This window comes from Cupriavidus sp. U2, from assembly GCF_009663685.2.
GTDB lineage: Bacteria > Pseudomonadota > Gammaproteobacteria > Burkholderiales > Burkholderiaceae > Cupriavidus > Cupriavidus necator_C.
On the sequence record NZ_RCOG02000031.1, the window covers coordinates 110,793 to 136,595 of the forward strand.

Genomic DNA, 25,803 nt, shown 5'->3' on the forward strand with positions numbered 1-25,803 from the left:
TTTTATTATCACGACATTCATCATGAATACCATTCAGGTTCACCAGAAAGCCCCGACAATCGACGCGCTGGAACTGTCGCTGATTGGCATGCCACGCCCGGAGGCCGGCGTCGGCCAGTGCATTGTTGAAGTAGCCAGCGCGGGGGTGAATCCCAGCGACGTGAAAGCCACGCTTGGCCTGATGCCGCATGCCGTGTGGCCGCGCACGCCGGGCCGCGACTATGCCGGCGTGGTCGTCGACGGACCGAGCCAATGGCTCGGGCAACAGGTTTGGGGCAGTGGCGGCGAGCTCGGTATCCGTCGCGATGGCACGCATGCCAAGTACTTGCGCATCGGTGTGGAGGCAGTTCGTGCCAAGCCGCCAGCGGTGTCGCTGATCGAAGCCGGCGCGGTGGGCGTGCCCTTCATCACGGCATATGAAGGCCTGCGGCGCGCCGGCATGCCCAAAGCGGGCGATGTGGTGCTGGTGGGCGGCGGCAACGGCAAGGTAGGGCAGGCGACGATCCAGATTGCCACCGCGTTGGGCGCGCGCGTCTTCGCCGTGGAGCGTGGATCGGAACCGTATCGCGGCCACGCCAGCGGCCCGGTGCGCATGATCGATGCTAGCCGCGAAACCATTTCCACGGTGGTTCGGGACGAGACCGGAGGCCATGGCGCCGATATCGTCTATAACACCGTGGGCAGCCCGTACTTCGAGCAGGCCAACCTTGCCATGGCCATCGGCGCCACGCAGATCTTCATCTCGACCATCGAGAAGCCGGTGCCGTTCGACATCTTTGCGTTCTACCGGGGCCAGCACACCTACGTGGGCGTCGACACCCTGGCGATGGACAGCCAGGCCTGTGCCGCGATCCTGGATGCGCTCGCGCCGATGTTTGCCGCCGGCCAGCTCAAGCCGTTCCCGGTGTTGCCTGACTATACGTACACGCTGGCCAACGCCAAGGACGCCTACCGCGCCGTGCTGCAGGGCGCGACCGAACGCGTGGTGCTGACGCCATGAATACGACCCGATTCGACCAGGCGCCGGCCTACTACCCGGCCAACCACGAGGGCATGCACTGCCTGCGCCTCCAGGGGCACGAGGCGGGTCCTTCCGAAGCCCTGTGGCTGGGCGTCTCGGTGATCCTGCCAGGCGGTCACACGTCGCTGGACGCGTCACTCGTCGAAAAGCACTACGTCGTGCTGCAGGGCGAGGTCTGCATCCGGACCCCGTCGGAGAGCGTCACCCTGCGGCGCTTCGATTCCGTGCGGCTGGCGCCCGGAGAAGCCCGCCAAGTCAGTAATCCATCCAATCTTCCGGCCATGCTGCTGCTGGCCATGCCGTATCCCCCGCCCGTGGCACCGTAATTTTTTGATCCGTTTTGCAAACGTTTGCAAAGCACCCATAACAACGAGGAGGAGACCCCCACGATGCGAAAGACCTTCAGGCGACACCGCATGGTCCCGCCGGCCCTGGTACTGGTGTCCGCCGGCATAACTGCCGGGACGATCGCCCCGGCAATGGCCGAAGATGGCGTGACGATCTACGGACGGCTCAACACGGCTTTCGAATATTCGCGCGCCAGCACGGCCACTGATGGCACCAGGCTTGGCAGCACGGCGCGGGTGACTAACAACCGGTCGGTGTTCGGCTTTCGGGGAGAAGAGGGCCTGGGCGGCTCGCTCAAGGCCGTCTGGCAGATCGAAAGCAACGTGTCGCTGGATACCGGGCAGGGGCAGATTGCCGGCCGCAATTCGCGGGTCGGCCTGCAGGGAGACTACGGCCTGGTGTTCATGGGGCACTGGCAGACGCCCTATACCGAATCGACGGCGGGCTACGACCCCTACTACCCGACCACTGCCGGCTACATGGCGCTGATCGGCAACGGGTCGACGTCCAGCTCGGACAACGTGCAGGACACAAGTTCCTTCGACCGCCGCCAGAAGAACATCTTGCAGTACCGGTCGCCGCAGTTCTGGGGTGCCAGCCTGTGGCTGGGCTGGGGGCTGCCGGAGGAAAAGAACGCCGTTCCGCGCAATCCCGCGCTTTATTCGGCAGCGCTGGTTTACGACCAGGGGCCGCTCAGTGCAACGTTCGCCTACGAAATGCACCAGCACTATCAAGGTGCCGGACGCAACGACAACGCACTGAAGGTGGCACTGGCTTACCAGTTACTTCCGGGCACCCGTCTGGCGGCGGTCTACGAACACCTGCACTACCGTACCGACACGGGGGACCTGCAGCGCAACGGCTACTACGCGTCGCTGGTGCAGAAGCTGGGACCGGGCAGCGTGCGCGTGGGCGTTGCGTTCGCGCCCAATGGCACTGGATCGTCCACGGACACCATCGGCTTCTTCCGGAGCGGCCCGGAAACCGGTGCCACGCAGTTCACCGTGGGGTACGACTACCCGCTGTCCAAACGCACGGCGCTTTACGCGTACTACAGCCGTATCAACAACAAGAAGAACGCGATCTACGACTTTGCCATCAACGAGCTTGGCGTCAGCGCCGGTGCCGATCCGCAAACCTTTGCGCTCGGCATGCGGCATTTTTTCTGACGCTGGCCCGGACATTGTTGCGAGGAGACCATCATGATTCGACAGTTTTTCAGCACCGTTGCCGTTCGCCCCATTGCCGCACTGGCGCTCGCGGTGGCTGCCGCCATGCCGATGCAGACGAGCGCCCAATCGCAGTTTCCGGCCAAGCCGATCCGTCTGGTCGTGCCGTTTTCGGCTGGTAGCGCCACCGATATCCTGGCGCGCATCATCGGCGCCAAGATGGGCGAGTCCGGCCCATGGCAGGTCGTAGTCGATAACCGGCCGGGCGCAGGCGGCACGCTGGGTGCCACCACGGTGGCAAAGGCTGTACCTGATGGCTATACGCTTGTCCTGGTGTCCGTGGGGCATGCCATCAATGCCACCTTGTACCCGAAGCTGAGCTACGACACGCTGAAGGACTTTGCCCCGGTATCGCTGGTGGCTTCGGTACCGAACGTGCTGGTGGTCAATGCTGCCAGTCCGTACAGGTCGGTGCGCGACATCGTTACGGCGGCCAAGGCCAGGCCAGGCGCCTTGAACTTCGATTCTGCCGGGTCGGGCAGCTCCACGCACCTGAGCGGCGAGATGTTCAAGATGCAGGCAAAGATCGACATAGTGCATATCCCGTACAAGGGAACTGGCGAGGCCTTGACCGATGTGATGGCCGGGCGCGGCGACATGATGTTTGCGCCCAGCGTGTCGGCGATGCCGTTTGTCAGGCAAGGCAAGCTCCGCGCACTGGCCGTGACCACGGCCAAGCGCGCCGGTGTGCTGCCCGATATCCCCACCGTGGCGGAATCGGGGCTGCCTGACTACGCCTTCGACTCGTGGTTCGGCGTGCTGGCGCCGGCGTCGACCCCGAAGGAGATCGTCAACGCCCTCAATGCCGAAATTGGCAAGGTGCTAGCTGCTCCCGACGTGCGGGAGCGGCTGGCCGCGCAGGGTGCGGAGCCACGGGCCAGCACCCCGCAGGAATTTGCCAGCTATATCCAGGCCGAGGTCGTCAGGCTGGCTCCGGTGGTCAGGCAATCCGGGGTGCGCGCGGGAGAGTGACGTAAGCCTGCCGGCAGACGCTAGAATGGCGCATCTCAATGATCCAGCCTGGCGTCCGCCGTTCCATGTCCGATAGAAAGCGCGTGACTATCAAAGACCTTGCCGCAGAGGTGGATGTGCATTACTCCACGGTGTCGCGGGTGATGAATCCCGCGACGCGTCACCTCGTCGGCGAAGAGGTGGCGACGCGCATCCTCAAGTTGGCCGAGGCGCGCGGCTTCCGCCCGAACCGCATTGCCGCGGGACTGCGCACGCAGCGCTCGGGGATGGTTGGCGTGATTCTGCCCGATATCGCCAATCCGGTGTTTCCGCCCATCCTGGCGGGCATCGAGTCGGTGCTGGCCCGGATGGGCTATGTGCCGATCGTGGTAAATGCCGGCATCGAGCGCACGCGGCAGCGCTTTGTGGTCGACCAGTTGTTGGCGCGCCAAGTGGAGGGGCTGATCCTGGCAACCGCCGAGCGCGACGACCCTTTGCTCGAGTACTGCGTGAAGGTGGGCATCCCCGTGGTCATGGTGAATCGCGGCGAACACACGGGCCGCGCCTCGTGCGTGGTCAGTGACAGTGCGCTGGCAATGGCGTTGACGGTCGATCACCTGGTCTCCCTTGGCCATCGCTGCATTGGGCACATCGCTGGTCCGGCTAGTACTTCCACCGGCGAGTCGCGCCGTGAGGGTTTCCTGCGAGCGGTCAAGCACCATCGACTCCGGCGCAGCGAATATGGTGTGGTTGAGGCCGAAAGCTATGCGCGCGAAGCGGGTCGCAAGGCTTGCGCCCAGTTGTTCGATGCGCTGCCCGGCTTGACCGCTATCGCCGCTGGCAACGACCTCGTTGCCATGGGTTGCTACGACTATCTGCGAGAGCAGGGTATCCGCTGTCCGGACGACGTATCGATCGTCGGCCACAACGACATGCCTTTCGTCGATGCGCTGACGCCTCCACTCACTACCGTCCGTATTCCAGTGCATGACATGGGTGAGCAGGCGGCAGAATTGCTACTTCGGCGGATCGCCAGACCGCTGACGGCCAGTGTCGTGATCGAATTGCGTCCGGAACTTGTGGTGCGAGGGTCTACAAAAGCACCTCGGGCGGCCGCGAGCTAATTGCTAGCAAAGCGAACTTTCTGCTTTCGTCAAACTTGGATGGCCTTTGAGTCTGGAGGGCATTCACCGAGCCACGCGATCCGTACACCGACGGCGCATGAGTGCAATACCGATTGCAGAATTAGGAACGGCGTCAACCCAAACGTTGACGCCGTTTTTCTTATGCCGGTTGCGGATACCGTGCAGCCATTCAGGTTTCGCACGATGCGATGTCCCTCCCTGCACAGTCGCGCCGCCGTGTCGCCCCGGCCGGTCCAGAGCGTGGACATCACCGCGTACTCGGTTCGGACGCCAAACCGATCCTGGCGCACATGAGGCACGAATTCTGGATTCATTGTTCGGCGTTTCCAAAAAGAGCAATGGCTTCTTGTCGCCAACCCCATGTCGCATTCCCGGGAAAAACCCTAGGATGCCCCACTGGATTGCTGCTGCCGGCCAGCACGACCTGTGTCCGCGATGCGCCGTCCAGCTGGCGCCTTCACGCGAAGGCGTCGACAACCTTTGATGACCCTGTCGTGCGATCGAACCCTTCACATTGCAAGAGGAACGCACAGTGAAAATTGAAGACATCCGCCGCAACGCCTTTGCCATGCCGGTCCACAATCCAGCCGGCTCTGACGTCACCCCAATCGAACACCGTGTTGGGCGCGCCGGCGATCGTGAGGTCCGGGCGGCATGAACGCGGCGATATGCGGGCATGTACGCCTGGCCGGCCTACTTCTGAATCCGTGATGAATGTTCCACGATTAAAATCCCTCGACCTGAAGGCGCTGGCGCGTTTGCCGTCGGACCCTGCATGGTCCGGGTGGATATTTGCCATCCGTACCACGGCAGCCTCGCTGATCGCGCTTTACATCGCCTTCCTGATGAACCTGGACGATCCGAAGTGGGCGGCGATGACCGTATGGATCGTGGCGCAGCCCCATCGGGGCATGACACTCTCGAAAAGCCAGTACCGGATCGTCGGGACGGTAATCGGGGCCGTGGTGGCGGTTGCACTCACAGCGCTCTTCGCGCAGACGCCTGAGTTGTTCCTGCTGACGCTGGCAGCGCGGATTGGCATCTGCACCGCCGTGGCGACCTCCCTGCGGAACTTCCGGTCCTATGCCGGCGTGCTTGCCGGCTACACAGCCGCTATCGTTGGAATGGGTGCTGGCACTGCGCCACTGCACGCATTCGATATCGCTGTCGCCCGGTGCCTGTACATCATTCTGGGCATTGTGGTGGAGGCGGCGCTGACCAGTTGCTTCGCGATTGGTGAGCCGGATCGCGACCTGCGCAACCGGTTTGACCGCTACGTGGCGCAAGCCTCCGGCATGTGTGCCAGATTGCTGCGCCGGGATCAGGATGGCGAGGCGATGCACCGGCTCTTTGCCGGGGCGATGGTGCTCGATAACGCAGCGGAGTTCTCCGCGGCGGCGTCGTCCACGGCCAGGCGAAAGCTCGGGCACTTCCGCGAGCTGGCCGTGTCCGTGCTCGCGCAATTGGCCGCTGCGCAGACGCTGGGCGAGCAGTTGGCTCGGTTTCCCGAGATCGACAACGGGCTGGTGGAGGACACCGCGTGTCTGCTCGATCGCGTGACCAAGGCGCCGGATGGCCTGCGGACGGACATTGCCGCGATGCAGTGGCGGGTTGACCAGGCGCTGCAGCGCGAGGGCGCGCGGACCGATGGCGACGCCACGCCGCAACTGATGGTGCTGAATCGGATCCGCCTGCTGCTGGCCGCCCTGCAGGACGTGACGACGCGTGCCGCGCAGGTCGACCAGCCCGAGGTGGGGGCGTCGCGCCAGCGCCTGACCTATCACATCGACGCCGTCCTGGCATGGAGAAACGGCCTGCGGGCCTTCGCCGCAGTGCTGGCTGCCTCGGCGTTCTGGATCTTCAGCGCGTGGCCGGCCGGTGCAGGCTTCGTGACGATTTCGGGAGTGGTGAGTGCGTTGTTTGCGACCCGACCAAACGCCGTGGGTGTCTCACTTGCCTTTCTCAAAGGAGCGGTATGCGCGGCGCTGGTGGCGGCGTTGTGCAACTTTGCGTTGTTGCCTGCAATCTCGGGGGTCGTACCGTTTGCCTGCGTGGTGGGGTGCTGCATGGTCGCCGCGGGGGTGGCCATGTGCAATCCGCGCATCGCCGCGATCGGCAATGGCGCGGCGGTCTTCTTTTGGAACTTCATTTCCCCGCTCAATGGTGCGCGTATCGCGGATGCGGCATTCCTCAACGGGGCGGTCGCCACCCTGATCGGCATTGCCTTTGGCGCCGCCGCATTCTCGATCCTGTTGCCCGCGGACCCGGATGCCGTGCGACGGCGGCTACGGCGTGCCGCCTACCAGGACCTGATCCAGATCGCCGACCGCCGCAGGGGATGGCACGCCAAAGCATGGCTTGGTCGGACTGCGGACCGGTTGAACCGCCTGACGGCGGTAGGCAGCACCAATGGCGCCATCGGGGAAGCTGACGTTCGTGGCCATATCGCCGCCTGGGCAATTGGCTACAGTTTGCTGACCATGCAGGAGTTGGCCAATACCAGCGGCACCGCGCGCCGTCTCCTGGCGGTGGTACAGCGGCGCCTTCAACGGGGGGATCTGGATCGCGTGGTGCGTGTCTGCCGGTCGGCGGCAAGTCGACTGCAGGGCAAGGGCGGCGGACTAAGCGATGACAGACGAGAACGGCTGGCAACGGCCATCCTGCTGCATTCCATTGCGGACCGGGCCAGTACGCACGGCGCGTTCCTGCAGGGCCAGGCGCCGGCGCACTGAGCCTCGAAACGGCAGTCACGCGCACTGGCGATCGGATCATTCTGTCATCGACGCACTTGCTCAGGAACGCTACCCCAAGACATGAGCGGGGACCAACCGCTTGACAGCAGAGGCTAGATATCGGCCTGCAGTCCCGCGTTGTTGATTTGCACCGAATCCTGACCCACGATTTGCATCGAAAATTGACCCACCCCAAAAGCTGTTAGGTGTCGCTTTGTGCGGGCTGTTTTGCGGTGCGTTTCTCCTTTTTTGGTTGGGTGGTGCTGTGCTTGAAACGATAGCTATCGTTTCCGGTCTCCACAATGTGGCAGTGATGGGTAAGGCGGTCGAGCAGCGCAGTGGTCATCTTGGCATCCCCAAAGACGCTGGACCACTCTCCGAAGCTCAGGTTGGTGGTGATGATCAGGCTGGTACGCTCGTAGAGCTTACTGATCAGGTGGAACAGCAATGCACCACCGACCTGGCTGAAGGGCAGATAGCCCAACTCATCGAGGATCACCAGGTCTGCGTACATCAGTCGCGTGGCCAGATGGCCGGGCTTGCCAGAGACCTTCTCCAGTTCCAGTGCGTTGACCAGTTCGACGGTCGAGAAGAAGCGCACCCGGCGGTGGTGATGCTCCACGGCCTGTACACCGATGGCGGTACCCAGATGCGTCTTGCCCGTGCCAGGGCCGCCGACCAGCACCACGTTGTGGGCGGATTCTAGGAACTCGCAGCGGTGGAGTTGCCGCACCAGCGCCTCGTTGGCCTCGCTGCAACTGAAGTCGAAGCCGGTCAGATCCCGGTAGGCCGGAAAGCGCGCCACCTTCATCTGATAGGCCAGCGAGCGCACTTCACGCTCAGTGGTTTCTGCCTTGAGCAGGCGAGACAGAATGGCGACGGCGGACTGATAGGCCGGCGAGTCCTGCGCCGCCAGGTCGCCAAGCGCCTGAGCCATGCCGTGCAGCTTCAAGGATTTGAGCATCTCCATCATGGCTTCATGCTGCATGCGGCACCTCCCGGTCACGCAGACTGTCATAACGCGCGACGTTGGCCTGCGGCTCGACCTGCAAAGCCAGCGCCTGAGGCGTGGTGATGGGGGCTACCGGTCCACCTTCGAGCAGGCGGCTGAGGATATTGAGGACGGTCTGCTTGGAGGCGGCACCTGCCTCGAGCGCCAGCTCCACCGCGGTCAGCACGGCCTGTTCGTCGTGCAATAGGACAAGCGCCAAGATCTCGACCATCTCCCGATCGCCGCCGGGCCGCTTGAGCAGCGTAGCCTGCAGGCGCCGGAAGCCCTCTGGCAACTCGGCGAACGGTGCGCCGTTGCGCAGCGCGCCAGGCTTGCGCTGCAGCACCGCGAGGTAGTGGCGCCAGTCATAGATCGTATGGCCGGGATGGTGACCGCGATTGATGTGCCGTACGTGCTCGGCAATCACCTGGCCCTCGGCGACAAACACGAGCCGCGTGGCATAGACACGCAGACTGATGGGCCGGTTGGCAAACGAGGCAGGCACGCTGTAGCGGTTGCGCTCGAAGTTCACCAGGCAGGTAGGCGACACGCGCTTGGTGTGTTCGACAAAGCCGTCGAACGCCTGCCCCACCGGCATCAGGTGCGGCCGCTCCAGTGACCAGGCCTCCCAGATGGTCATATCCAGCTCCGGGTGGCGGGTCTGCTGCCACAGGCGCACGCATTGGTCGGCCAACCAATCATTAAGCGCGGCCAGAGAGCCGAAGGCAGGAACACGTTGCCAGATCCGGTGACGGCTGTCCTGGACATTCTTCTCGATCTGGCCCTTCTCCCAGCCCGAGGCTGGATTGCAGAACTCGGCATCGAACAGGTAATGGCTGACCATGGTGCCAAAGCGCAGGTTGACGTCGCGCAGCTTGCCCTGGCGCACCCGGTCGACGGCCGTCTTCATGTTGTCGTAGATGCCGCGGCGCGGGATCCCGCCCCACGCCACAAAGGCATGGTGATGGGCATCGAACAGCATCTCGTGGGTCTGCAACAGGTAGGCGCGCAGGAAGAAGGCCCGACTGTGGCTCAGCTTGAACTGGGCCACCTGCAGCTTGGTGCGCTCGCCGGCGATGACGGCCCAGTCCTCGCTCCAGTCGAACTGGAAGGCCTCACCCTCGGCGAAGCGCAAGGGGATGTAGGTGCCGCGGCCCGACGATCGCGCTTGCTCTTGCTGTTCCTGACGCCAGCGACGCGCGAACGCCGCGACTCGATCATAGGAACCCGTGAAGCCCAGAGCACACAGATCGGCATGGATCTGCTTGAGTGTGCGTCGTTGCTTACGCGGCTTGTTGGCCTCGGTCTTGAGCCACGCGGCGAGCTTGGCGGCATGGCCGTCGAGCTTGCTCGGGCTCTGCCGTGTGGGGTAGGCGGGTGCTGTGACGTCAGTGCGCAGATAGCGCCTGACCGTATTCCTGGAAATACCCAGGCGTCTGGCGATCTCGCGCAGCGGGATCTGGTCGCGAAGATGCCAGCGTCGAATGATGCTCAGTATGGCCACGTCGATCACTCCGAACTCCCGCTCGTTCCCAAGCGGGCAAGTGTTCTATACGTGGGTCAACATTCGATGCAAATACCTGCCGTGGGTGGGTCAGGATTCAGTGCAAATCAACAGCTTCACAACTAGTCGGATATCCGATTCCGTCCTCTGGCGGAGTTTCTCGTCGACTTCCTCCGTGTAATTTTTACGAAAACGGAGGAATCAATGAAAAGACGCTATGTGGCATTTGCAACGATTTTGCTAATTGTCTTCCTTTCGGGATGCGGAGGAGGCGGCGGCGAAACTCCGACACCGGTCGCCAGCGGCGGCGGGTCCCCGCCGTCAGAGCCGACTGGACCCGTCGCGCCCCCCAGGCCCTCCTCGCCGTCACCGTTGACAGATCTGGAGGCCACGAAGGCTTTGCTCAAGGCGGCCATGTCGGCTGGCGGAGCGCCCGCCACGATGGCATCGCCTCCCATCGTTACGCCGGGCATTGCCAATATGCCGTCCAGCATCAAGGACAGCAGGCTGGTGCCGCCGGACAGCCCAGCGCTGCGATACATCGGCGCAGTAAGACAAGCAGGGCCCGACTATCCGGACGACCAACTGGTCAAGAACACAGCGGTGAACTACGGCGTGCTCGGTCCCGACTCCAACGTCTATTACATCGAGTTCGTGACCGACGCTCCCACCTTCGAGATCATGGTTAAAGGAAACGTGGAGGCTTCCGCGCACCGGCTTCTCGTGGATGGCGCGTACGCGACGACCTCGGCCGTCGCTTATCCTGACGATGGCAACCTGTACCTCACGCGAGTCGACTTCCAAGGAGGTCGGAAGTCGAGGAACATTCGGAGCGAGACGCCCAACATGCGATTCGGCGGGCTGCGGATCGCCCCGGGCGACTCCATCTCAGCCCCGCCCACTGAGCCGAGGCTCCGCGCAGTCATTTTGGGAGACTCGATCACGGAAGGGATGGCCGGGCAAGGATATAGCTTTGACAACTACGCCACCCGGCTTGGATATCTGATGGGCTGGAAGGACATGTATCAGTCCGGTGTCGGCGCTACGGGATACCTGGAGGCCCCCGACGGCAAACTTAAACTACGCGATCGACTTTCCACCGACGTCTTGCCATTCAGCCCACATGTTCTGGTTATCGCGGCCGGCACTAATGACACCGGTCATCCGAAGGCCGAGTTGCAAGCCGAGGCGACAGCTCTCTTTGATGCCGTGGAAAAGCAACTGCCGTTCACTGTTGTTTTTGTTCTAGGCCCCTGGTCACCGGGTTCCACTTTTATCGATCAACGGGATGCCATCAAGGCGGCGGTTGGAAGTCGCGTCAATTTTCATTTCGTCGACAATGTCGGCGAGCGTTGGCAGACCGGCACGGGGAATGCTGGCGACCTGAAAGGAGATGGCAATGGCGACATCTATGTGTCTGAGGATGGCACTCATCCCACACCCGCCGGCCATGTTTATCTAGCAGGCAAGGTCGCCGATGCGGTGACGGAAGTTGTGAAAGGGTTTTGACATCCTGGCCCTGGCGTGTCAAGCCTCCACCATCCCCAGGAACTGCTGGAGTTCCGACGTTTGGGGGCGGCTAAAAACCTCCTCCGGGGCACCGATTTCGTGGACCTTCCCCTGGTGCATGAACACCACGCGGTCGCACACCTCGCGCGCAAAGCGCATCTCGTGCGTCACCATCAGCAAGGTCATGCCGTCGGCGGCCAGGCCCCGCACCACCTGCAGTACCTCGTTGACGAGTTCAGGGTCCAGCGCGGACGTGATCTCGTCGCATAGCAGCGCGGTGGGTTGCATGGCCAACGCGCGGGCGATGGCAACCCGTTGTTGCTGCCCGCCGGACAGCTGGTCAGGATAGGCGTCGAATTTTGCGGACAGTCCCACCCGCGCCAGGTTCAGTTCGGCCAGTTCCCGGGCCTTGGCCTCTGGCACGCCCTTGACGATCATTGGCGACAGCATCACGTTGCGCCCTGCGCTCAGGTGGGGGAACAGATTGAACTGCTGGAAGATCATGCCCACCTTCAGCCGTAGCGCGCGCAGCTGCAGTTCGCTGTCGGCCAGATGAGCGCCCGCGACGGTGATGGCCCCGGCGTCGATGCGCTCGAGCCCGTTGATGCAACGCAGAAGGGTGCTCTTGCCCGAACCGCTCTTGCCGATGATGGCAATGACCTCGCCGGGTTCCACGGAAAGCGAGACACCTTTCAGGACCTCGTTATTGCCAAACGACTTGCGGACCTGATCAATGGCGATGAGCGGCATGAAATTTCCTCTCCAGCATCTTGCTGTATTGCGAAAGCGGCCAGCACAGCGCGAAATACATCAGCGCGACGGCTGCATAGACGGTAAACGGTTGGAACGTGGCGTTCACGATCATCGTGCCCGCCTTGGAAAGCTCGGTAAAACCGATGATTGATGCAAGGGCTGTTCCCTTGATGACCTGGACGCCGAAGCCCACGGTGGGGGCCACGGCTATCCGAAGCGCCTGCGGCAGGATCACGTGGCGCATCTGCTGCACGTAGCGCATGGCCAGGCTGCCAGAGGCCTCCCACTGACCGCGCGGAATGGCTTCCACACAGCCGCGCCAGATCTCGGCCAGGAAGGCCGAGGTCCACAGCGTCAACGCCAGCCCCGCAGCCAGCCAGGCCGGCACTTCGATGCCGAACAGCGCAAGTCCGAAGAACGCCAGAAACAGCTGCATCAGCAGCGGCGTGCCCTGGAACAGCTCGATATAGCCCTGTGTCAGCCGCCTTGCCCACGGCCGCTTGCCTGTGCGCAGCAACAGCACAAGCAGGCCCACGATGCCGCCGCCCACGAAGGCGACCAACGACAGCAACACGGTCCAGCGCACCGCCAGCAGCAGGTTACGGACGATATCCCACAACGAAAACTCGATCATCCCACCCTCCGGACGAAAAGCTGCCGGCCGATGCCGCGCAGCAACTGCCGCAGGGCAATCGCAAGCAGCAGGTAGATGCCGGTGCTGACCAGATACACCTCGAACGCGCGGAAGTTGCGGCCCTGTATGAAATTGGCCGCGTACGTCAGGTCTTGGGCGGCAATCTGCGAGCACACCGCGGACCCCAGCATCACGATCACCACCTGGCTCGAGAGCGCGGGCCAGATCTTCTGCAAGGCCGGGCGCAGCACCACATGGCGGAACACCTGGAACGGTGACATGGCAAGACTGGCCCCCGCCTCGAACTGTCCGCGGGGCGTCGCTGCCAGGCCGGCGCGCACGATCTCGGTTCCATAGGCGCCCAGATTGATGACCATGGCCAGCGACGCCGCCACCATTTCCGGCAGATGCACGCCGAGGCTGGGCAGCCCAAAGAAAATAAAGAACAGCTGGATCAGAAACGGCGTGTTCCGGATCAGCTCCACATAGGTGCTGACGACTGCGCGCAGCCAGGCTGGGCCCTGGGTCTTGGCCCAGGCGCCCGCCACGGCGACGGCCACGCCAAGCACCCCACCGGTGAGCGTCAGCTGCGCCGTGACGGCGATGCCTTTCACCAGCACGTCGGTGTAATCCAGCACCGAAGCGAAATCGAACGCGTAAGCCATGCTATTACCCGGGCGGCGCGTGTCAGAGCTGGGCCGGCAGCGGACGCAGCAGCCACTTGATCGACAGCGTATTGAGCGAGCCGTCCTTCTTGGCTTCGGCGAGGATGGCGTTGACCTTGTCCTGCAAGGGTTTTTCGCCCTTGTTCATGCCGATGAAGCACGGCGAATTCTTGATCAGGAACTTGGTCTCCGGCGCCTTGGGCGGATGCTTGGCGATCAGCGACGAAGCCACCACGTTGCCGGTGGCGATCAGCTGCACCTGCCCGGACAGAAAGGCCGAAATCGTGGCGTTGTTGTCTTCGTAACGCTTGATGTTCGCGCTGGCCGGCGCGATCTTGCTCAATTCCAGATCTTCGACCGCACCACGCGTGACGCCAACGGTCTTGCCCGCCAGGTCAGCCGCACTTTTCACGGGAAGGTCCGCCGGTCCGAACACGCCGTTGAAGAAGGGCGCGTAGGCCTCCGAGAAGTCGAGCACTTTTTCGCGCTCAGGGTTCTTGCCCATGCTCGAGATCACAAGATCCACCTTGCGCGTCTGCAGATACGGCACGCGGTTGGTGCTGGTTACCGGGACCAATTGGAGCTTGACGCCCATCTTCTTGGCCATCAGCGCGGCCACGTCGATATCGAGACCCTGCGGCGTCATATCGGCCCCCACCGAGCCGAACGGCGGGAAATCCTGCGGCACGGCCACGCGCAGCACGCCTGCCTTGGTAATGTCGGCAAGCGTATCGGCCTGTGCGGGCAGCGCGGCCACGCAGAGGGCGGCCAGCAATGCGCACATCACGCCACGACGGGAAGACTTGGATTGGGACAGGGCTTGGAACATCGCGTGTTTCCTCAGTTTCGGGATGGGGATGGGGAAGGGGAGACCATTGGGTGTGCCGCGGAAACTTCCGCGGCGGGCGTTGTGGCCTGGGGCGTGCGCGTGGGATCGACGGGGGCCAGCGCCTGCCGCAGGTGGGCAAGCGGGTCGGCGGGCCCCACGGCATCGAGGCTCGTATGCACTTCGCCAAGATGCTCGGCCATGAGCCGCGCGGCCAGCGCGCCATTGCCATCGGCCAACGCATTGACGATGTCTTCGTGCTGGCTGCAGGAGCGGTCGGCATCGGCCGCGGACTGATTGCGGCTGGCCACCAGCGTCGTGCGCGCCGTCAGGTCGCGCAGCGTGTCGACGAGCAGGCCATAGCCCAGCGAGGCGCATAGACAAACGTGAAAATCGCCCAGCAGAAAGCTACGCATGCTGGCGTCGTCGCCCTGGAGCGCAGCCTTCTCGCGCGCGATATGCACCTTGAGCGTGTGGATGGCCTGGGCGCCGGGCGGGCGCTCCGGCCCGATCTCGCGCAGCAAGCCGGTTTCGATAATGCGCCGGGCGTCGAACGCGGCGCGAATGTCGTCGGCACCCGGTTCCACCAGGAACCAGCCGCGCCGGGCGCTGACGGTCACCATGCCGCGCGCCGCCAGGCGCGACAGCGCCTCGCGCACCAGCGTGCGGCTCACGCCGAACAGCGTGGCGAGCTCCTGCTCACCCAGGCGCGAGCCGGGCAGCAGCTTCTGGCCAAGCATCGCCTCGGTGATGCGATTGGCAATATCAGCGGGAGAGTTTTCAGTCGTTGCGTTCACGGATACCACTTGAGCAAGTGGTATGCCATGCTTGTATGCAAGATTTGTCGCCAGAATGCGGCCTATGCGCCCATTCGTGGACAGCGTGGACGTCGGTGTATCCCCAGCGCGGGGCGCTGCGCGCCAAGACGGTGCGACGTGTTCCGGGGCCGGGGGGCGGATGCCCCACAATCGGACAGGCAACGGGGCCCGATACTGGCTCCCGAAGCGGGATATGCCGAGGCAGTACTGCCACCTCGAACGAAAATGCCCCGCATCGGCGGGGCGTCAGTGCTGCTTTTCTAAAGGGAATCGCGGACGCGTCCGGCTTAGTCGGCCTGGATGCCAAACTCCTTGACCAACCGGAGCCCCGGGGGCGCGATGGCGCTAGGGCAGCAAGGTTTGCAAGGCCGCCTGGGCGTCGCGCCGCAGGCGTTCGATGTCCAGTCCGACCACGGCACCTTCCCGCACCACGTGTCGGCCGCGCACGAACACGTCGCGCACCGGCGTCGGCTCGCCGGCCGCGACGGGCGCCGTGGCAATGTCGTGGAAGCCGGCAAAGCGCAGGCCGCTGACGTCGTAGATGGCCAGGTCGGCGGACTGGCCAGGCTGCAGCGTGCCGATGCCTGGCAACCCCAGCACCTGCGCACCACCGGCCGTGCCCCAGTGGATCACCTCTTCGACGCGCGTCTGCGATGCCCCGCCAAGCGCACGATGGATCAGCCAGGCGAAATTGGCTTCGTGGACCATGCTGCCCGATTCGTTCGACGCGACGCCATCGACCCCGATCGACACCGGCACGCCGGCGTCTGCCATGGCACGCACCGGCGCGATACCGCTGCCCAGCCGCGCGTTGCTGACCGGGCAGTGCGCCACGCCGGTAGCCGTCTGCCCGAGCATGCGGATCTCGTCGGGTGTCACGGTGACCAGGTGGGCGAACCACACGTCGGGGCCCAACCAGTCGTGATCAGCCACGAACTGCACGGGCGTGCAGTGGAATTTCTCGGCGCAGAAGCGCACGTAGTTGTCGGTTTCCGACAGGTGCGTATGGAGCCGCAACTGCATGCCGCGCGCGAACGCCGCCACTTCGCGCAGCATCGCGGGGGGCATCGAGAACGTGGGTGTGGTGGGCGCCACCACCACGCGCCGCAGCGCGTCGGAGCTGGCATCGTGATAGCGCGACTTGAGGCGTTCTATGTCGCCCAGCATTTCGTCGAACGTTTCCGGCACCAGTGCCGTGGCGCGCATGCCGGGATGATTGGCCTTCGATTGCACGGCGCCACCGCGACACAGCACCAGGCGCATGCCGAACTCCTCGGCCACGTCGAACAGCACATCGCCCGTTTCGGCGCCATGGCCGTGGTGATACAGATAGTGGTGGTCGGCGCAGGTGGTGGTGCCCGATAGCAGCAGTTCGGCCATGCCCAGCCGGACGGCGGTGCGGAAGCTGTCCGGCGTGAAGCGGTCCAGCCGCGGATACGGCACGCTGGCCAGCCATTCCTGCAGATCGGCGTTCATGCCCGCGGGCACGGCCTTGAGCAGGTTCTGGAACAGGTGATGGTGCGTGTTGACCCAGCCGGGATAGATCACGCAGCCGGTGGCGTCGATCACGGCTTCATCGGACTGCGGCGTCAGGTTGGCGGCCAGTTCGGCCACGAGGCCATCCCGGATGCGGATATCCACGGCACCGGCCCGGGCGTTGGCACCGGCGCGGCCGGTCATGACGGCGGCGGCGCCGCGGATCAGCATCGGACTTGTCGTCGTCATGATTCAAACCTCCGGAAAGTGTTCGGGCACCACGGCGTGCTGGGCCGGCTCGACGCCGTCGTCGCGCGCCGGAATGCCGTTGAGGACGAGATTCAGAAGCACCGACACCACGCACGAGATGATCACGCTGCTATGCAGGAACGGCTGCAGCGCGGCCGGCAGCTTTTCGAGCAGGTTCGGCATGATCACGGGCATCAGCGAGCAAGCCAGCGTGATGGCCACCACGCTCAGGTTGGCGGGCTCGCGTTCGTAGTCGACCTGACCAAGCGTGCGAATGCCGGCGGCTACCACCACGCCGAACATGACGATGGTGGCGCCGCCCAGTGCGGCGGCCGGAATCGAAGAGAACAGCGCGCCGATCTTCGGCACGAGGGCCACGGCGCACAGCATGACGCCGCACACGGCCACCACCCAGCGGCTGCGCACGCCGGTGACGATGACCAGCCCGACGTTCTCCATGAACGCAATGAACGGGAAGGCGGCGAACATGCCACCGATGGCGCTGGCGAGCCCGTTCGCACGCAGGCCCGCCGTGGCTTCCTGTTCGGTGGCAGGCCGCTTGACGATGTCGCCGATGGCGACGAACAGGCCCATCGATTCCACCATCTGCACGACCATCACGATCACCATCGTCACGATGGCGCTGGCATGGAACGTCGGCATGCCGAACGCGAATGGCGTGACCATGGTGAACCAGGGCGCGCGGGCCACTTCGTCGAAGTTGCCCATGCCCATGAGCCAGGCGGCCGCGCCGCCCAGCATCAGGCCGATCAGGACGGCCAGGCTGCGCACCAGCCGGCGGCCGTGGCTGTTGGTGAACAGGATCAGCGCCACCGTGCCGAAGGCGACGATGAAGAACAGCGGCGAGCCGAATTCCTTCGCCCCATGGCCGCCGCCAGTCCATTGGTAGGCCACCGGAAACAGCGACAGGCCCACCGAAGTGATGATGCAGCCGCTCACCACCGGCGGAAAGAACCGCTTGAGCCGCCCGATCACGGGGGCGAGGAACATCGTCACCACGCTCGCCCCGATCACCGCGCCGCAGACGCCGGTAAAGCCCAGCGACGGATCGGTGCCGATGGCGATGACCGGTCCTACCGATCCGAACGCCACGCCCTGCATCAGTGGCAGGCGCACGCCGAACTTCCAGAAACCCACCGTTTGCAGCAGCGTGGCAATGCCGGACGTGAACAGCGCGGTACTGATCAGCAGCGTGGTTTGCGCCGGCGTCATCTTCAGCGCGCCAGCGACGATCATCGGCACGGCGATCGCGCCAAGATAGCTCACCAGCATATGCTGGAAGCCTAGCGAGATCATGGCCCGCGCGGGCAGGATCTGGTCGACGGGATGGACGGGGGTTGACATGGCTCTCTCCTGCCTTGGACGTGTGGGGTGTGCACCCAAGGTAGCGAGCCGGCAACCGCGTGCGTAGCAACATTGCGAAGGCGCGCGCACGGAAGCGAAATACAGCGGGTTTTCCTTAGCTTGCATGAAACGTGCATGGCTCCCTAGCATGCACACATTCCCTGCCGTTCGTCCCTCCGTCTGCACCATGGGCCATCATGCTGCACCAAGAATGAACACTGCGAGCCATGCGCGTGCACTGGATCACGTGCAGGCGCTGTCCGCGCGCGTGTTCGGTCCCACGCGGCTGCACACGGACGATGCCGACCCGGAAGTGGCGCTGCAAAGCTGCCAGATCGGCCACCTGACCCTGGCGACCACGCGCTATGCGCGCGACATGATGGTGGAGCCGGTGCCCGGGAAGGACGAGTACGTGATCCAGACCGTGATCTCGGGCCAGTGCAGCGTCGAGGTCGAAGGCGTATCGGTCACGATGGAGCCGGGTAGCACGTGGGTCTTCTCGCCATCGCTGTCCGTGCGGCTACGGCTGGAAGCCGGCTGCGAACGCTTCAGCGTTGTGGTGCGGCGGCATGCGCTGGAAGACGCGTTTCGTGCGTGTTTCCACTTCGAACCACCGAGCCCGATGCTGTTTGCATTGCGGCCGTTGCCCGACGCGCAACGCGCCGGACGCTGGCGCGCGTTGATGACGTGGATGCGCACCGAAGCCGCGATGCGCGAGGGCCGCCACGGCCTGCCCGCCGTCGATGCGGCCATCGAACAGCTTTGCCTGAATACCTTGCTGGTGGACCATTTCGGCGAGGACGGCAGCCTGCTGCCGCGCGGCTATCTGCCATCGTTGCCGGCCTATGTGCGTCGTGCCATCCGGTACCTGCGCGCCAATCTGGACAAGCCGGTGATGATGCAGGAACTTGCCGCCCATTGCGGCGTGTGCGAACGCACGTTGCAGCTGGGCTTCCGCAAGAGCAAGAACACGACGCCGATGGAATACCTGCGTGTGCTGCGCCTGCAGGGGGCGCACGCCGACCTGCAACGTGCGATACCCGGCCCGGGCGTGGTGTCAACCATCGCATTGCGGCACGGGTTTACGCACCTGAGCCTGTTCGCGCGCGAATACCGGCGCGAATTCGGGGAATCGCCTTCGGCCACGCTGCGTCGCGCGGGGTAAAAAAAAGACGCAGCCGACGTGGGACGGCTGCGCCATCAAAACACCCGCCAGTATCGTGGCGGGGTCCCAGAGCGGGTCTGGCCGCGTTGGCGGCTGCGTGCTATGCGGGGAGTGGCGTGGGCTGGCACACGCCCAGCAGCGTCTGTAGCCGTGCCTGGTCGAGATTGCGGCCGATAAAGACGAACTTGCTTGCGCGAGGCAGGTCGCCCCATGCGTCTGCCGGATGGAAGTCCATCAGCCGGTGCACGGCCTGGAGCACATACCACCGGTCGTCGTCGTGCACGGCCACGATGCCTTTCATGCGGAAGACGTCGTCGCCTTGCGCGGCCAGCAATGCGCGCAGCCCGTGTTCCAGCCGCTGGCGGTCGAACGGCGTATCGAACACCAGCGAAACCGACGTGACCGACGGATCATGTCGATGTGCGGGGTCGTTGTCGTCATGGCCGTGGTCGCAACCTTCGTCGCAGACGTGGTCGGCGTCGTGGTGATGGGCGTGGTCGTCGTCGGGCAGGCGTGCGGCGCCGGTCGTGAAACCGCCAATGCCGAGAATGCGCGACAGATCCACCTGCGCGTAGTTGGACGGCAGAATCTGCGCGCCTTCGTTCAGGTGATGCAGGCGGTGCGCCAGCGCGTCCAGCCGCTCGGCGCTCACGAGGTCGGACTTGTTCAGGATGATGCGGTCGGCGGCTACGATCTGGTCGAGGGCCTGGTTGTCGAAGCCGGACAGCTGCGGATCGTCGAGATGGTCTTCGATGTGCACCGCATCGACCAGCGTCAGGATGCCGTCCAGCATGACCTGCTTGGCCACGTCGTTATCCATGAAGAACGTGGCGGCCACCGGTGTCGGGTCGGCCAGGCCACTGGTTTCCACCAGGATGTGGTCGAATCGTTCGGGGCGTTCCAGCAGCTTCTGCAGGATGGCCACCAGATCGGTCCGTACGTCGACCACGCAGCAGATGCAGCCGTTGGTCATCTGGTAGATCTCTTCGTCGGACGTCATGACGAGGTCGGAATCGACATCGACCTCGCCAAACTCGTTCTCGATCACCGCGATGCGGTGCCCGTGCTTCTGCGTCAGGATGTGATTCAGCAGCGTGGTTTTTCCCGACCCCAGGAAGCCGGTCAGGATGGTGACGGGCACGGGCGGCTGGGTGTGGCGATGCAGTTCGTTCATGGTGTCTCCCGGGTGATGACTTCGGCGTTGACGGCGGCAAGTGAGGTGCGCATGCCGGCCCAGCGCGAGAGCAGGCCATCATGCGGAATGTCGAACAGGTCCAGCACACGCCCGACGGTGTGGTTGACGATGTCGTCGACGTGCTGTGGATGGGCATAGAACGCTGGCATCGGCGGCATCACGATGGCCCCCATTTCAGTGACGGTGGTCATGTTGCGCAGATGCACCAGGTGCAGCGGCGTTTCCCGCGCCAGCAAGACCAGCCGGCGGCGTTCCTTGAGCATGACGTCGGCCGCGCGCGTGATCAGGTTGTCGGCCACCCCGGTGGCCACGGCGGCCAGTGTGCGCATCGAGCAGGGCGCCACCACCATGCCGTCGCAGCGGAACGACCCGCTGGCCACGCTGGCGCCGATATCGCGCACGTTGTGCACGACGTCCGCCAGCCCTTCCACCTGGGGGCGTTGCAGGCCCAGTTCGTGATGCACGGTGAGCAGGCCGGACGGCGAGCAAACCAGGTGCGCCTCCCAGCCGTCGATCATCCCAAGTGCCTGCAGCAGCCGCACACCGTACGCCGCGCCGCTGGCGCCGGTGATGGCTACCACCAGCCGGCGCGTCGTGTTCATGGGCGGGCCTCCGTCGCGCGCTTTGCCGCCAGCGCCTGCAATACCTGTTCGGGCTTGATCGGATAGTGGCGAAAGCGTACGCCGATGGCGTCGAACACGGCATTGGCGATGGCCGGCCCGATGGCGACGATCGGATCTTCCCCGACGCCTTTGGCACCGAACGGGCCGCCCGGGTCGTGCGCGGCTTCCAGCAGCACGGTGTGAATCTCCGGCATGTCCATGGCCAGCGGCATCTTGTAGTCGACGAAATTGGCGTTCAGCGACCGGCCCGTCTTCATGTCGATCTGGTAGTCCTCGTAGAGCGTGTGGCCAATGCCCTGCTGTATGCCGCCCTCGATCTGGCCCGCGGCGGCAATTGGATGAATCACCTTGCCGATGTCGTGCACGGGCACGACCTGCTTCACGGTGACGAAGCCGGTTTCGGTATCGACTTCCACTTCGACGAAATGCGCGGCAAACGAGTACGACTTGGTGGGGTGATAGGTGGCGGTGCCCACCAGTTGCGCGGCGGGCAGACCCTTGCGCGGCATCACCGCTTCGCGCACGGTCAAGGTCGGGCCTTGACAGCCGCGCACCGAGATCACGCCGTTCGCGATATCGAGGTCGGCCGGTTCGGCTTCCATCTGTTTCGCCGCGCGCGCCAGCAGCTGCGTCTTGATGTCGCCGGCCGCCATCTGCGCGGCGCGCCCCACCATATAGGTGGTGTGGCTGGCGAATGCGCCGATGTCCCACGGTACGACGTCGGTGTCGCCGTGTACCACGCTGACCGATTCGAACGGAATGGCCAGTTCTTCCGCCACGATCTGCGCCAGCGCCGTATGCGCGCCCGTGCCCAGGCCGGCGGCGCCGGTCAGCAGCACCACGGTGCCGTCCTCGTTCATCTTGACAATCGCATTGGCCTGCTCCTTGATGCCCGGATACGCGCTGCTGCCGTGCATCTCGCAGCCGATGCCCCAGCCGCGCCGGAGCACGCCGCGCTGCTGGGGCGTTTCGGCACGGCGAGCGTTCCAGTTCACCACGTCCATGCCCTTGCGGATGCAGGCTTCGAGACCACGCCCGATGAGCGGGTGATTGGACGGTGCGATATCGCCTTCACGCACGGCGTTGCGCAGCTTCAGTTCGGCCGGATCGACGCCCAGTCGTTCGGCGGCCTCGTCCATCTGGATGTCGAGCGCGTAGTATGTCTGCACCACGCCATAGCCACGGAAGGCGCCGGCAATGGGGCTGTTGGTGTAGACGCAGCGGCCTTCCAGCCTGACGTTCTCGCATCGATACAGCGACACCATGGCCGCCGTGCCGACATTGGTCACGCCGGGCCCGTGCGAACCGTACGCGCCGGAGTTGAAGACCACCTTGGCTTCGCGCGCGGTGATGGTGCCGTCGTTGCGAAAGCCCTGTCGCAGCCAGACCTTGGCCGGATGGCGCGTGCGCCCGCCCAGGAAGGTCTCCTCGCGGGTGTATTCCATCCGTACCGGACGATTCGTCTCGCGCGCGAGCAGCGCGCACAGGAACTCGGCCTGAAAAAGATCCTGCTTGGCGCCGAACCCGCCGCCCATGTGGTCCACCAGCACCCGCACCTTGTGCAGCGGCAGGCCCAGCACCTCGGCCATGATGCCGCGCACCATGAACGCGGTCTGCGTCGAGATCCATACCGTCAGGTTGCCGTTGCCGTCCCACTTGCAGGTCAGCACGTTTGGTTCCATGTAGGCCGGCGTGGGACGGCCGCCTTCGTAGACGCCTTCGAGGATGAAGTCGGCTTCGGCAAAGCCCTTGTCGACATCGCCGCGTTCGATCCTGACCGGCGGCAGTACCAGGTTGCCGCCCGGTTCGCGGTCGTGGATCAGCGCGGCGCCCGGCGCTGCTGCGTCTTCCACGGTGAAATACGCCGGCAGTGCTTGGTACTCGACCTCGATCAGTTCGATGGCGCGCGCCGCGATGTCCTCGCTGGTAGCCGCAACGGCCGCGACACCTTCGCCCCAGTAGCGCACCTTGTCATCCAGGATGTACTGGTCGCACGTGACCGACGCCGAGCGCGGATGCGGCGATCCCGCATGCAGCACGCGCGGCACGTTTTCATGCGTGAGGATCGCCTTGACACCCGGCAGCGCCAAAGCCGCCGACGTGTCGATGCCGACGATGCGCGCGTGCGCCACATTGCATCGTTTGAGCCTGGCGTGCAGCAGGCCAGCCATCGGCATGTCCGATACGTACTTGGCGTTGCCGGTGACCTTGTCCAGCAGATCGGTACGCTTGACGCTGTGTCCTATCACGGCGTGGGTCATCGTGCGTTCTCCGTCAGTGCGCGCGCGGCATCGCCATCCGGATGGCGCATGGCCTCGGCGGTCCGTTCCACCGCTTCGATGATCCGGGTGTAGCCGGTGCAGCGGCATATGTTGCCCGCGAGGGCAAAGCGGATTTCCTGCCGCGTGGGCTGCGGGTTGGCGTCGAGCAGTGCCTTGATGGCGACGATGAAGCCGGGTGTGCAGAAGCCGCATTGCGCGGCACCGCAGCGCATGAACTGTTCCTGTATGGGATGTACCCGGTCGGCGGCGGGCTGGATGCCTTCGATGGTGACGATCTTGCGGCCATGGGCTTCTGAGGCCAGCATCAGGCAACTGTTCATCGGCGCGCCGTCGACGACGATCGTGCACGAGCCGCATTCGCCCACATCGCAGCCCTTCTTTGTGCCGGTCAGTCCGGCGTCGTCGCGCAGGGCATCCAGCAGGGTGCTGTGGGGTTCCACGGCAAGTTCTTGGACTTCGCCGTTGATATCGACTTCGATCAGCTTGCGCATCACAGGATCTCCAGGGCTTGGGCGATGGCGCGGCGTGTCAGCACTCCCACCATTTCGCGGCGATATTCGGCGCTTGCGCGCACGTCGCTGATTGGCCGCGCATCTTCCATGGCGGCATGCGCGGCCTGCAGGGCCAGCGCGTCGGTGACAGGGCGATGGCGCAGCACCGCTTCGGCATGTCGGGCGCGAATCGGCGTGGGACCGACCGCGGCCAGCACGATGCCAACGTCGGTGCAATGCCCGCGATCCACCGTGATCGACACGGCCACGCCGACGGTGGCCAGTTCCATCTGCATGCGCCGTCCGTGCTTGATGTAGACCTTGCCGGTGTGCTGGGCCGGCGCGGGAATGGTGATATGCGACACCAGTTCATCGGGTGCCAGCGCGGTCTTGCCGGCGCCAGTCACGAAGTCTTCCACGGGTATCGAGCGCGAGCCTTGCAGGCCGTACAGATGCACCGACGCGTGGTCGGTGATCAGTGGCGCAAGCGAATCGGCCGATGGCGATGCGCGGCACACATTGCCCACCACCGTGGCGCGGTTGCGTACCTGGATCGATGCGAAGTCCGTGACGGCCTTGGCCAGGCTGGCGTAGTGGCGGCGTACCGCGTACGACGTTTCCACCTCGCGCGTGGTGACTAGCGCCCCAATGCGCAGGCCATCGGCCGGATTGAACGCCAGCACGTCCATGCCCGGAATCTTCTTGATGTTGATGACGTGCGACGGTTGGCGGTGCGATTCCTTGATCTGCACGAGCAGGTCGGTGCCCCCGGCCAGCACGCTGGCACGGCCGCCACAGCGATGCAGCAGCGCCGAGGCCTCTGCAAGCGTGGCGGGCTCGAGATATTCAAACGCTCTCATCTTCGCTCCTTTGGGGGTGCTCGCGGCCCGTGCAGCGCATGCGTTTGCGGCTGACCGTGCTTGCATCATGGTTCGCAGCCCATCATCGGTAAATACCCATAACGGGATTTATTGATCGGGCGGTCTCTAGAATGAAGTGCAACACCCTGATGTTAGGGTGTTGGGATGGGACAAAGCTACAGTCAACTGGGTATCGAAGAGCGTAACTGGATTCATCGCCTACTAAACGAGGGGTGCAGCCTGCGTCAGATCGCGAGAGTGGTGGGGCGAAGTCCGTCGACTGTCTCACGCGAGGTTGCCCGGGCCGGAAGTCATCGTTCCTACGATGCTGCGAGCGCGCAGGGTATGGCGCTGAGAAGGCGTCGACGTGGGCCGCGCAAGCTGGCAGCAGGCACGGCGCTGCTGAAACTGGTGAGAGCATGGCTGCGCGTGGGCTATTCACCGCAACAGATTGCAGGCAGACTCCGGCGCATGTATGCCCACCAGCCGGAGTTCCATGTGTCCCACGAGACGATCTACTGCGTGATCTACGCCACGCCGCGCGGTGAGCTGCGCCGCGAGCTAATCGGCAGCCTGCGTAAGGCCCACAAGGAGCGTCGTTCACGGGGCGCGGGGAACGATCGCCGAGGCAAGCTGCAGGATATGCGCTCGATCCACGAGCGGCCCGAGGAGGTGTTCGACCGGCTGGTGCCTGGCCATTGGGAAGGCGACCTGATCAAGGGCGCGGGCAATCGCAGCGCAGTGGCGACGCTGGTGGAACGCAAGACGCGCTTCGTGGTGCTGGCGAAGATGGACGGTTGCGGGGCGGAGGCAGCGCTGGAGGCGTTGACCAAGAAGTTTCGTCGTGTGCCGCTGGCGCTTCGCAAGAGCCTGACCTACGACCAGGGCAAAGAGATGGCGCATCACGCGGAGTTGACCAGGCGAGTCAGTATCGAAGTGTTCTTTGCCGACCCGCACAGTCCGTGTCCGTG

The 25,803-nt window shown here is 64.4% G+C and carries 24 protein-coding genes; 10 read left to right on the forward strand and 14 right to left on the reverse strand.

The annotated features are described in order from the left end of the window. The first annotated feature begins 22 nt into the window (after window positions 1-22). The 7 genes from D9X30_RS24155 (at window position 23) to D9X30_RS24180 (ending at window position 7,426) form a co-directional block, all read left to right on the forward strand. Entirely contained in the window at window positions 23-1,000 is a 978-nt protein-coding gene (locus tag D9X30_RS24155) for a quinone oxidoreductase family protein (RefSeq protein ID WP_153948875.1), read from the forward strand. Beyond that, a complete protein-coding gene (locus D9X30_RS24160) occupies window positions 997-1,347 on the forward strand; it encodes a cupin domain-containing protein (RefSeq protein ID WP_153948874.1) in 351 nt (116 codons plus the stop codon). The genes D9X30_RS24155 and D9X30_RS24160 overlap by 4 nt, the downstream gene beginning before the upstream one ends. A gap of 153 nt (window positions 1,348-1,500) precedes the next feature. Next, entirely contained in the window at window positions 1,501-2,538 is a 1,038-nt protein-coding gene (locus D9X30_RS24165; protein WP_502799682.1) for a porin, read from the forward strand. A 33-nt stretch (window positions 2,539-2,571) separates the two neighbouring features. Further along, the gene (locus D9X30_RS24170; protein ID WP_153948872.1) at window positions 2,572-3,570 is read left to right on the forward strand and encodes a tripartite tricarboxylate transporter substrate binding protein; all 999 of its coding nucleotides are present in this window, start codon (window positions 2,572-2,574) and stop codon (window positions 3,568-3,570) included. A gap of 65 nt (window positions 3,571-3,635) precedes the next feature. After that, entirely contained in the window at window positions 3,636-4,673 is a 1,038-nt protein-coding gene (locus D9X30_RS24175; RefSeq protein WP_153948871.1) for a LacI family DNA-binding transcriptional regulator, read from the forward strand. Between the two features lie 553 nt (window positions 4,674-5,226). After that, window positions 5,227-5,352 carry a hypothetical protein gene (locus D9X30_RS29745; protein ID WP_283780904.1) on the forward strand — a complete coding sequence of 42 codons (126 nt, stop codon included), beginning with the start codon at window positions 5,227-5,229 and terminating at the stop codon, window positions 5,350-5,352. A 52-nt stretch (window positions 5,353-5,404) separates the two neighbouring features. Further along, entirely contained in the window at window positions 5,405-7,426 is a 2,022-nt protein-coding gene (locus D9X30_RS24180; protein WP_194946555.1) for an FUSC family protein, read from the forward strand. A gap of 202 nt (window positions 7,427-7,628) precedes the next feature. On the opposite strand, the gene istB is transcribed toward D9X30_RS24180, so the two are convergent. Together istB and istA are read right to left on the reverse strand one after the other, a co-directional pair. Further along, complete coding sequence (istB, locus tag D9X30_RS24185; RefSeq protein WP_153948869.1) at window positions 7,629-8,414, reverse strand: IS21-like element ISRme4 family helper ATPase IstB; 786 nt, start codon at window positions 8,412-8,414, stop codon at window positions 7,629-7,631. Next, complete coding sequence (gene istA, locus D9X30_RS24190) at window positions 8,404-9,930, reverse strand: IS21 family transposase (RefSeq protein ID WP_249641074.1); 1,527 nt, start codon at window positions 9,928-9,930, stop codon at window positions 8,404-8,406. Before istA ends, istB begins: the two co-directional genes overlap by 11 nt. A gap of 432 nt (window positions 9,931-10,362) precedes the next feature. Here istA and D9X30_RS24195 point away from each other — a divergent pair, with 432 nt between their 5' ends. Continuing rightward, on the forward strand, window positions 10,363-11,430 hold the full coding sequence (locus tag D9X30_RS24195; RefSeq protein ID WP_228770995.1) for an SGNH/GDSL hydrolase family protein: 1,068 nt from the start codon (window positions 10,363-10,365) through the stop codon (window positions 11,428-11,430). 18 nt (window positions 11,431-11,448) lie between these two features. Here D9X30_RS24195 and D9X30_RS24200 read toward each other — a convergent pair whose 3' ends face one another. From D9X30_RS24200 to D9X30_RS24230, 7 genes are all read right to left on the reverse strand, one after another. Next, complete coding sequence (locus tag D9X30_RS24200; protein ID WP_153948867.1) at window positions 11,449-12,180, reverse strand: amino acid ABC transporter ATP-binding protein; 732 nt, start codon at window positions 12,178-12,180, stop codon at window positions 11,449-11,451. Next, window positions 12,161-12,817, reverse strand: a complete 657-nt coding sequence (locus D9X30_RS24205; protein ID WP_153948866.1) for an amino acid ABC transporter permease — start codon at window positions 12,815-12,817, stop codon at window positions 12,161-12,163. Before D9X30_RS24205 ends, D9X30_RS24200 begins: the two co-directional genes overlap by 20 nt. Further along, window positions 12,814-13,482: an amino acid ABC transporter permease gene (locus tag D9X30_RS24210; RefSeq protein WP_153948865.1), complete on the reverse strand. Its 669-nt coding sequence runs from the start codon at window positions 13,480-13,482 to the stop codon at window positions 12,814-12,816. Before D9X30_RS24210 ends, D9X30_RS24205 begins: the two co-directional genes overlap by 4 nt. A 22-nt stretch (window positions 13,483-13,504) precedes the next feature. Continuing rightward, window positions 13,505-14,266, reverse strand: coding sequence for a transporter substrate-binding domain-containing protein (locus D9X30_RS24215; protein WP_194946559.1), 762 nt, complete (start codon window positions 14,264-14,266; stop codon window positions 13,505-13,507). A 56-nt stretch (window positions 14,267-14,322) separates the two neighbouring features. After that, the gene (locus D9X30_RS24220) at window positions 14,323-15,105 is read right to left on the reverse strand and encodes a GntR family transcriptional regulator (protein ID WP_249641075.1); all 783 of its coding nucleotides are present in this window, start codon (window positions 15,103-15,105) and stop codon (window positions 14,323-14,325) included. Window positions 15,106-15,471: 366 nt separating this feature from the next. Then, window positions 15,472-16,854 carry an amidohydrolase family protein gene (locus tag D9X30_RS24225; RefSeq protein ID WP_502799683.1) on the reverse strand — a complete coding sequence of 461 codons (1,383 nt, stop codon included), beginning with the start codon at window positions 16,852-16,854 and terminating at the stop codon, window positions 15,472-15,474. Continuing rightward, on the reverse strand, window positions 16,855-18,216 hold the full coding sequence (locus D9X30_RS24230; protein WP_153948862.1) for a nucleobase:cation symporter-2 family protein: 1,362 nt from the start codon (window positions 18,214-18,216) through the stop codon (window positions 16,855-16,857). A gap of 211 nt (window positions 18,217-18,427) precedes the next feature. On the opposite strand from D9X30_RS24230, the gene D9X30_RS24235 reads away from it, so the two are divergent. Then, entirely contained in the window at window positions 18,428-19,381 is a 954-nt protein-coding gene (locus D9X30_RS24235; RefSeq protein ID WP_228770994.1) for an AraC family transcriptional regulator, read from the forward strand. A 100-nt stretch (window positions 19,382-19,481) separates the two neighbouring features. On the opposite strand, the gene D9X30_RS24240 is transcribed toward D9X30_RS24235, so the two are convergent. The 5 genes from D9X30_RS24240 to D9X30_RS24260 are packed head-to-tail and all read right to left on the reverse strand — an operon-like array spanning window position 19,482 to window position 24,832. Beyond that, the gene (locus tag D9X30_RS24240) at window positions 19,482-20,555 is read right to left on the reverse strand and encodes a CobW family GTP-binding protein (protein ID WP_153948860.1); all 1,074 of its coding nucleotides are present in this window, start codon (window positions 20,553-20,555) and stop codon (window positions 19,482-19,484) included. Next, window positions 20,552-21,178 carry a UbiX family flavin prenyltransferase gene (locus D9X30_RS24245; protein WP_153948859.1) on the reverse strand — a complete coding sequence of 209 codons (627 nt, stop codon included), beginning with the start codon at window positions 21,176-21,178 and terminating at the stop codon, window positions 20,552-20,554. The genes D9X30_RS24240 and D9X30_RS24245 overlap by 4 nt, the downstream gene beginning before the upstream one ends. Then, window positions 21,175-23,460: a xanthine dehydrogenase family protein molybdopterin-binding subunit gene (locus D9X30_RS24250; protein ID WP_153948858.1), complete on the reverse strand. Its 2,286-nt coding sequence runs from the start codon at window positions 23,458-23,460 to the stop codon at window positions 21,175-21,177. Before D9X30_RS24250 ends, D9X30_RS24245 begins: the two co-directional genes overlap by 4 nt. Further along, window positions 23,457-23,972, reverse strand: coding sequence for a (2Fe-2S)-binding protein (locus tag D9X30_RS24255; RefSeq protein ID WP_153948857.1), 516 nt, complete (start codon window positions 23,970-23,972; stop codon window positions 23,457-23,459). The genes D9X30_RS24250 and D9X30_RS24255 overlap by 4 nt, the downstream gene beginning before the upstream one ends. Then, a complete protein-coding gene (locus tag D9X30_RS24260; RefSeq protein ID WP_153948856.1) occupies window positions 23,972-24,832 on the reverse strand; it encodes an FAD binding domain-containing protein in 861 nt (286 codons plus the stop codon). The genes D9X30_RS24255 and D9X30_RS24260 overlap by 1 nt, the downstream gene beginning before the upstream one ends. Window positions 24,833-24,997: 165 nt before the next feature. Between D9X30_RS24260 and D9X30_RS24265 the strand changes: the two genes are divergently transcribed. Next, window positions 24,998-25,803, forward strand: an 806-nt coding sequence (locus tag D9X30_RS24265) for an IS30 family transposase (RefSeq protein WP_249641076.1), incomplete at its 3' end; no start/stop codon positions are given.

Excerpts from the sequence above, each read along its gene's own strand:
- D9X30_RS24155 (WP_153948875.1), top strand. The coding sequence starts at position 23 with ATGAATACCATTCAGGTTCACCAGAAAGCCCCGACAATCGACGCGCTG.
- D9X30_RS24160 (WP_153948874.1), top strand. The coding sequence starts at position 997 with ATGAATACGACCCGATTCGACCAGGCGCCGGCCTACTACCCGGCCAAC.
- D9X30_RS24165 (WP_502799682.1), top strand. The coding sequence starts at position 1,501 with ATGGCCGAAGATGGCGTGACGATCTACGGACGGCTCAACACGGCTTTC.
- D9X30_RS24170 (WP_153948872.1), top strand. The coding sequence starts at position 2,572 with ATGATTCGACAGTTTTTCAGCACCGTTGCCGTTCGCCCCATTGCCGCA.
- D9X30_RS24175 (WP_153948871.1), top strand. The coding sequence starts at position 3,636 with ATGTCCGATAGAAAGCGCGTGACTATCAAAGACCTTGCCGCAGAGGTG.
- D9X30_RS24180 (WP_194946555.1), top strand. The coding sequence starts at position 5,405 with ATGAATGTTCCACGATTAAAATCCCTCGACCTGAAGGCGCTGGCGCGT.
- istB (WP_153948869.1), bottom strand. The coding sequence starts at position 8,414 with ATGCAGCATGAAGCCATGATGGAGATGCTCAAATCCTTGAAGCTGCAC.
- D9X30_RS24195 (WP_228770995.1), top strand. The coding sequence starts at position 10,363 with ATGGCATCGCCTCCCATCGTTACGCCGGGCATTGCCAATATGCCGTCC.
- D9X30_RS24200 (WP_153948867.1), bottom strand. The coding sequence starts at position 12,180 with ATGCCGCTCATCGCCATTGATCAGGTCCGCAAGTCGTTTGGCAATAAC.
- D9X30_RS24205 (WP_153948866.1), bottom strand. The coding sequence starts at position 12,817 with ATGATCGAGTTTTCGTTGTGGGATATCGTCCGTAACCTGCTGCTGGCG.
- D9X30_RS24210 (WP_153948865.1), bottom strand. The coding sequence starts at position 13,482 with ATGGCTTACGCGTTCGATTTCGCTTCGGTGCTGGATTACACCGACGTG.
- D9X30_RS24215 (WP_194946559.1), bottom strand. The coding sequence starts at position 14,266 with ATGTGCGCATTGCTGGCCGCCCTCTGCGTGGCCGCGCTGCCCGCACAG.
- D9X30_RS24230 (WP_153948862.1), bottom strand. The coding sequence starts at position 18,216 with ATGTCAACCCCCGTCCATCCCGTCGACCAGATCCTGCCCGCGCGGGCC.
- D9X30_RS24235 (WP_228770994.1), top strand. The coding sequence starts at position 18,428 with ATGAACACTGCGAGCCATGCGCGTGCACTGGATCACGTGCAGGCGCTG.
- D9X30_RS24240 (WP_153948860.1), bottom strand. The coding sequence starts at position 20,555 with ATGAACGAACTGCATCGCCACACCCAGCCGCCCGTGCCCGTCACCATC.
- D9X30_RS24245 (WP_153948859.1), bottom strand. The coding sequence starts at position 21,178 with ATGAACACGACGCGCCGGCTGGTGGTAGCCATCACCGGCGCCAGCGGC.
- D9X30_RS24250 (WP_153948858.1), bottom strand. The coding sequence starts at position 23,460 with ATGACCCACGCCGTGATAGGACACAGCGTCAAGCGTACCGATCTGCTG.
- D9X30_RS24255 (WP_153948857.1), bottom strand. The coding sequence starts at position 23,972 with ATGCGCAAGCTGATCGAAGTCGATATCAACGGCGAAGTCCAAGAACTT.
- D9X30_RS24260 (WP_153948856.1), bottom strand. The coding sequence starts at position 24,832 with ATGAGAGCGTTTGAATATCTCGAGCCCGCCACGCTTGCAGAGGCCTCG.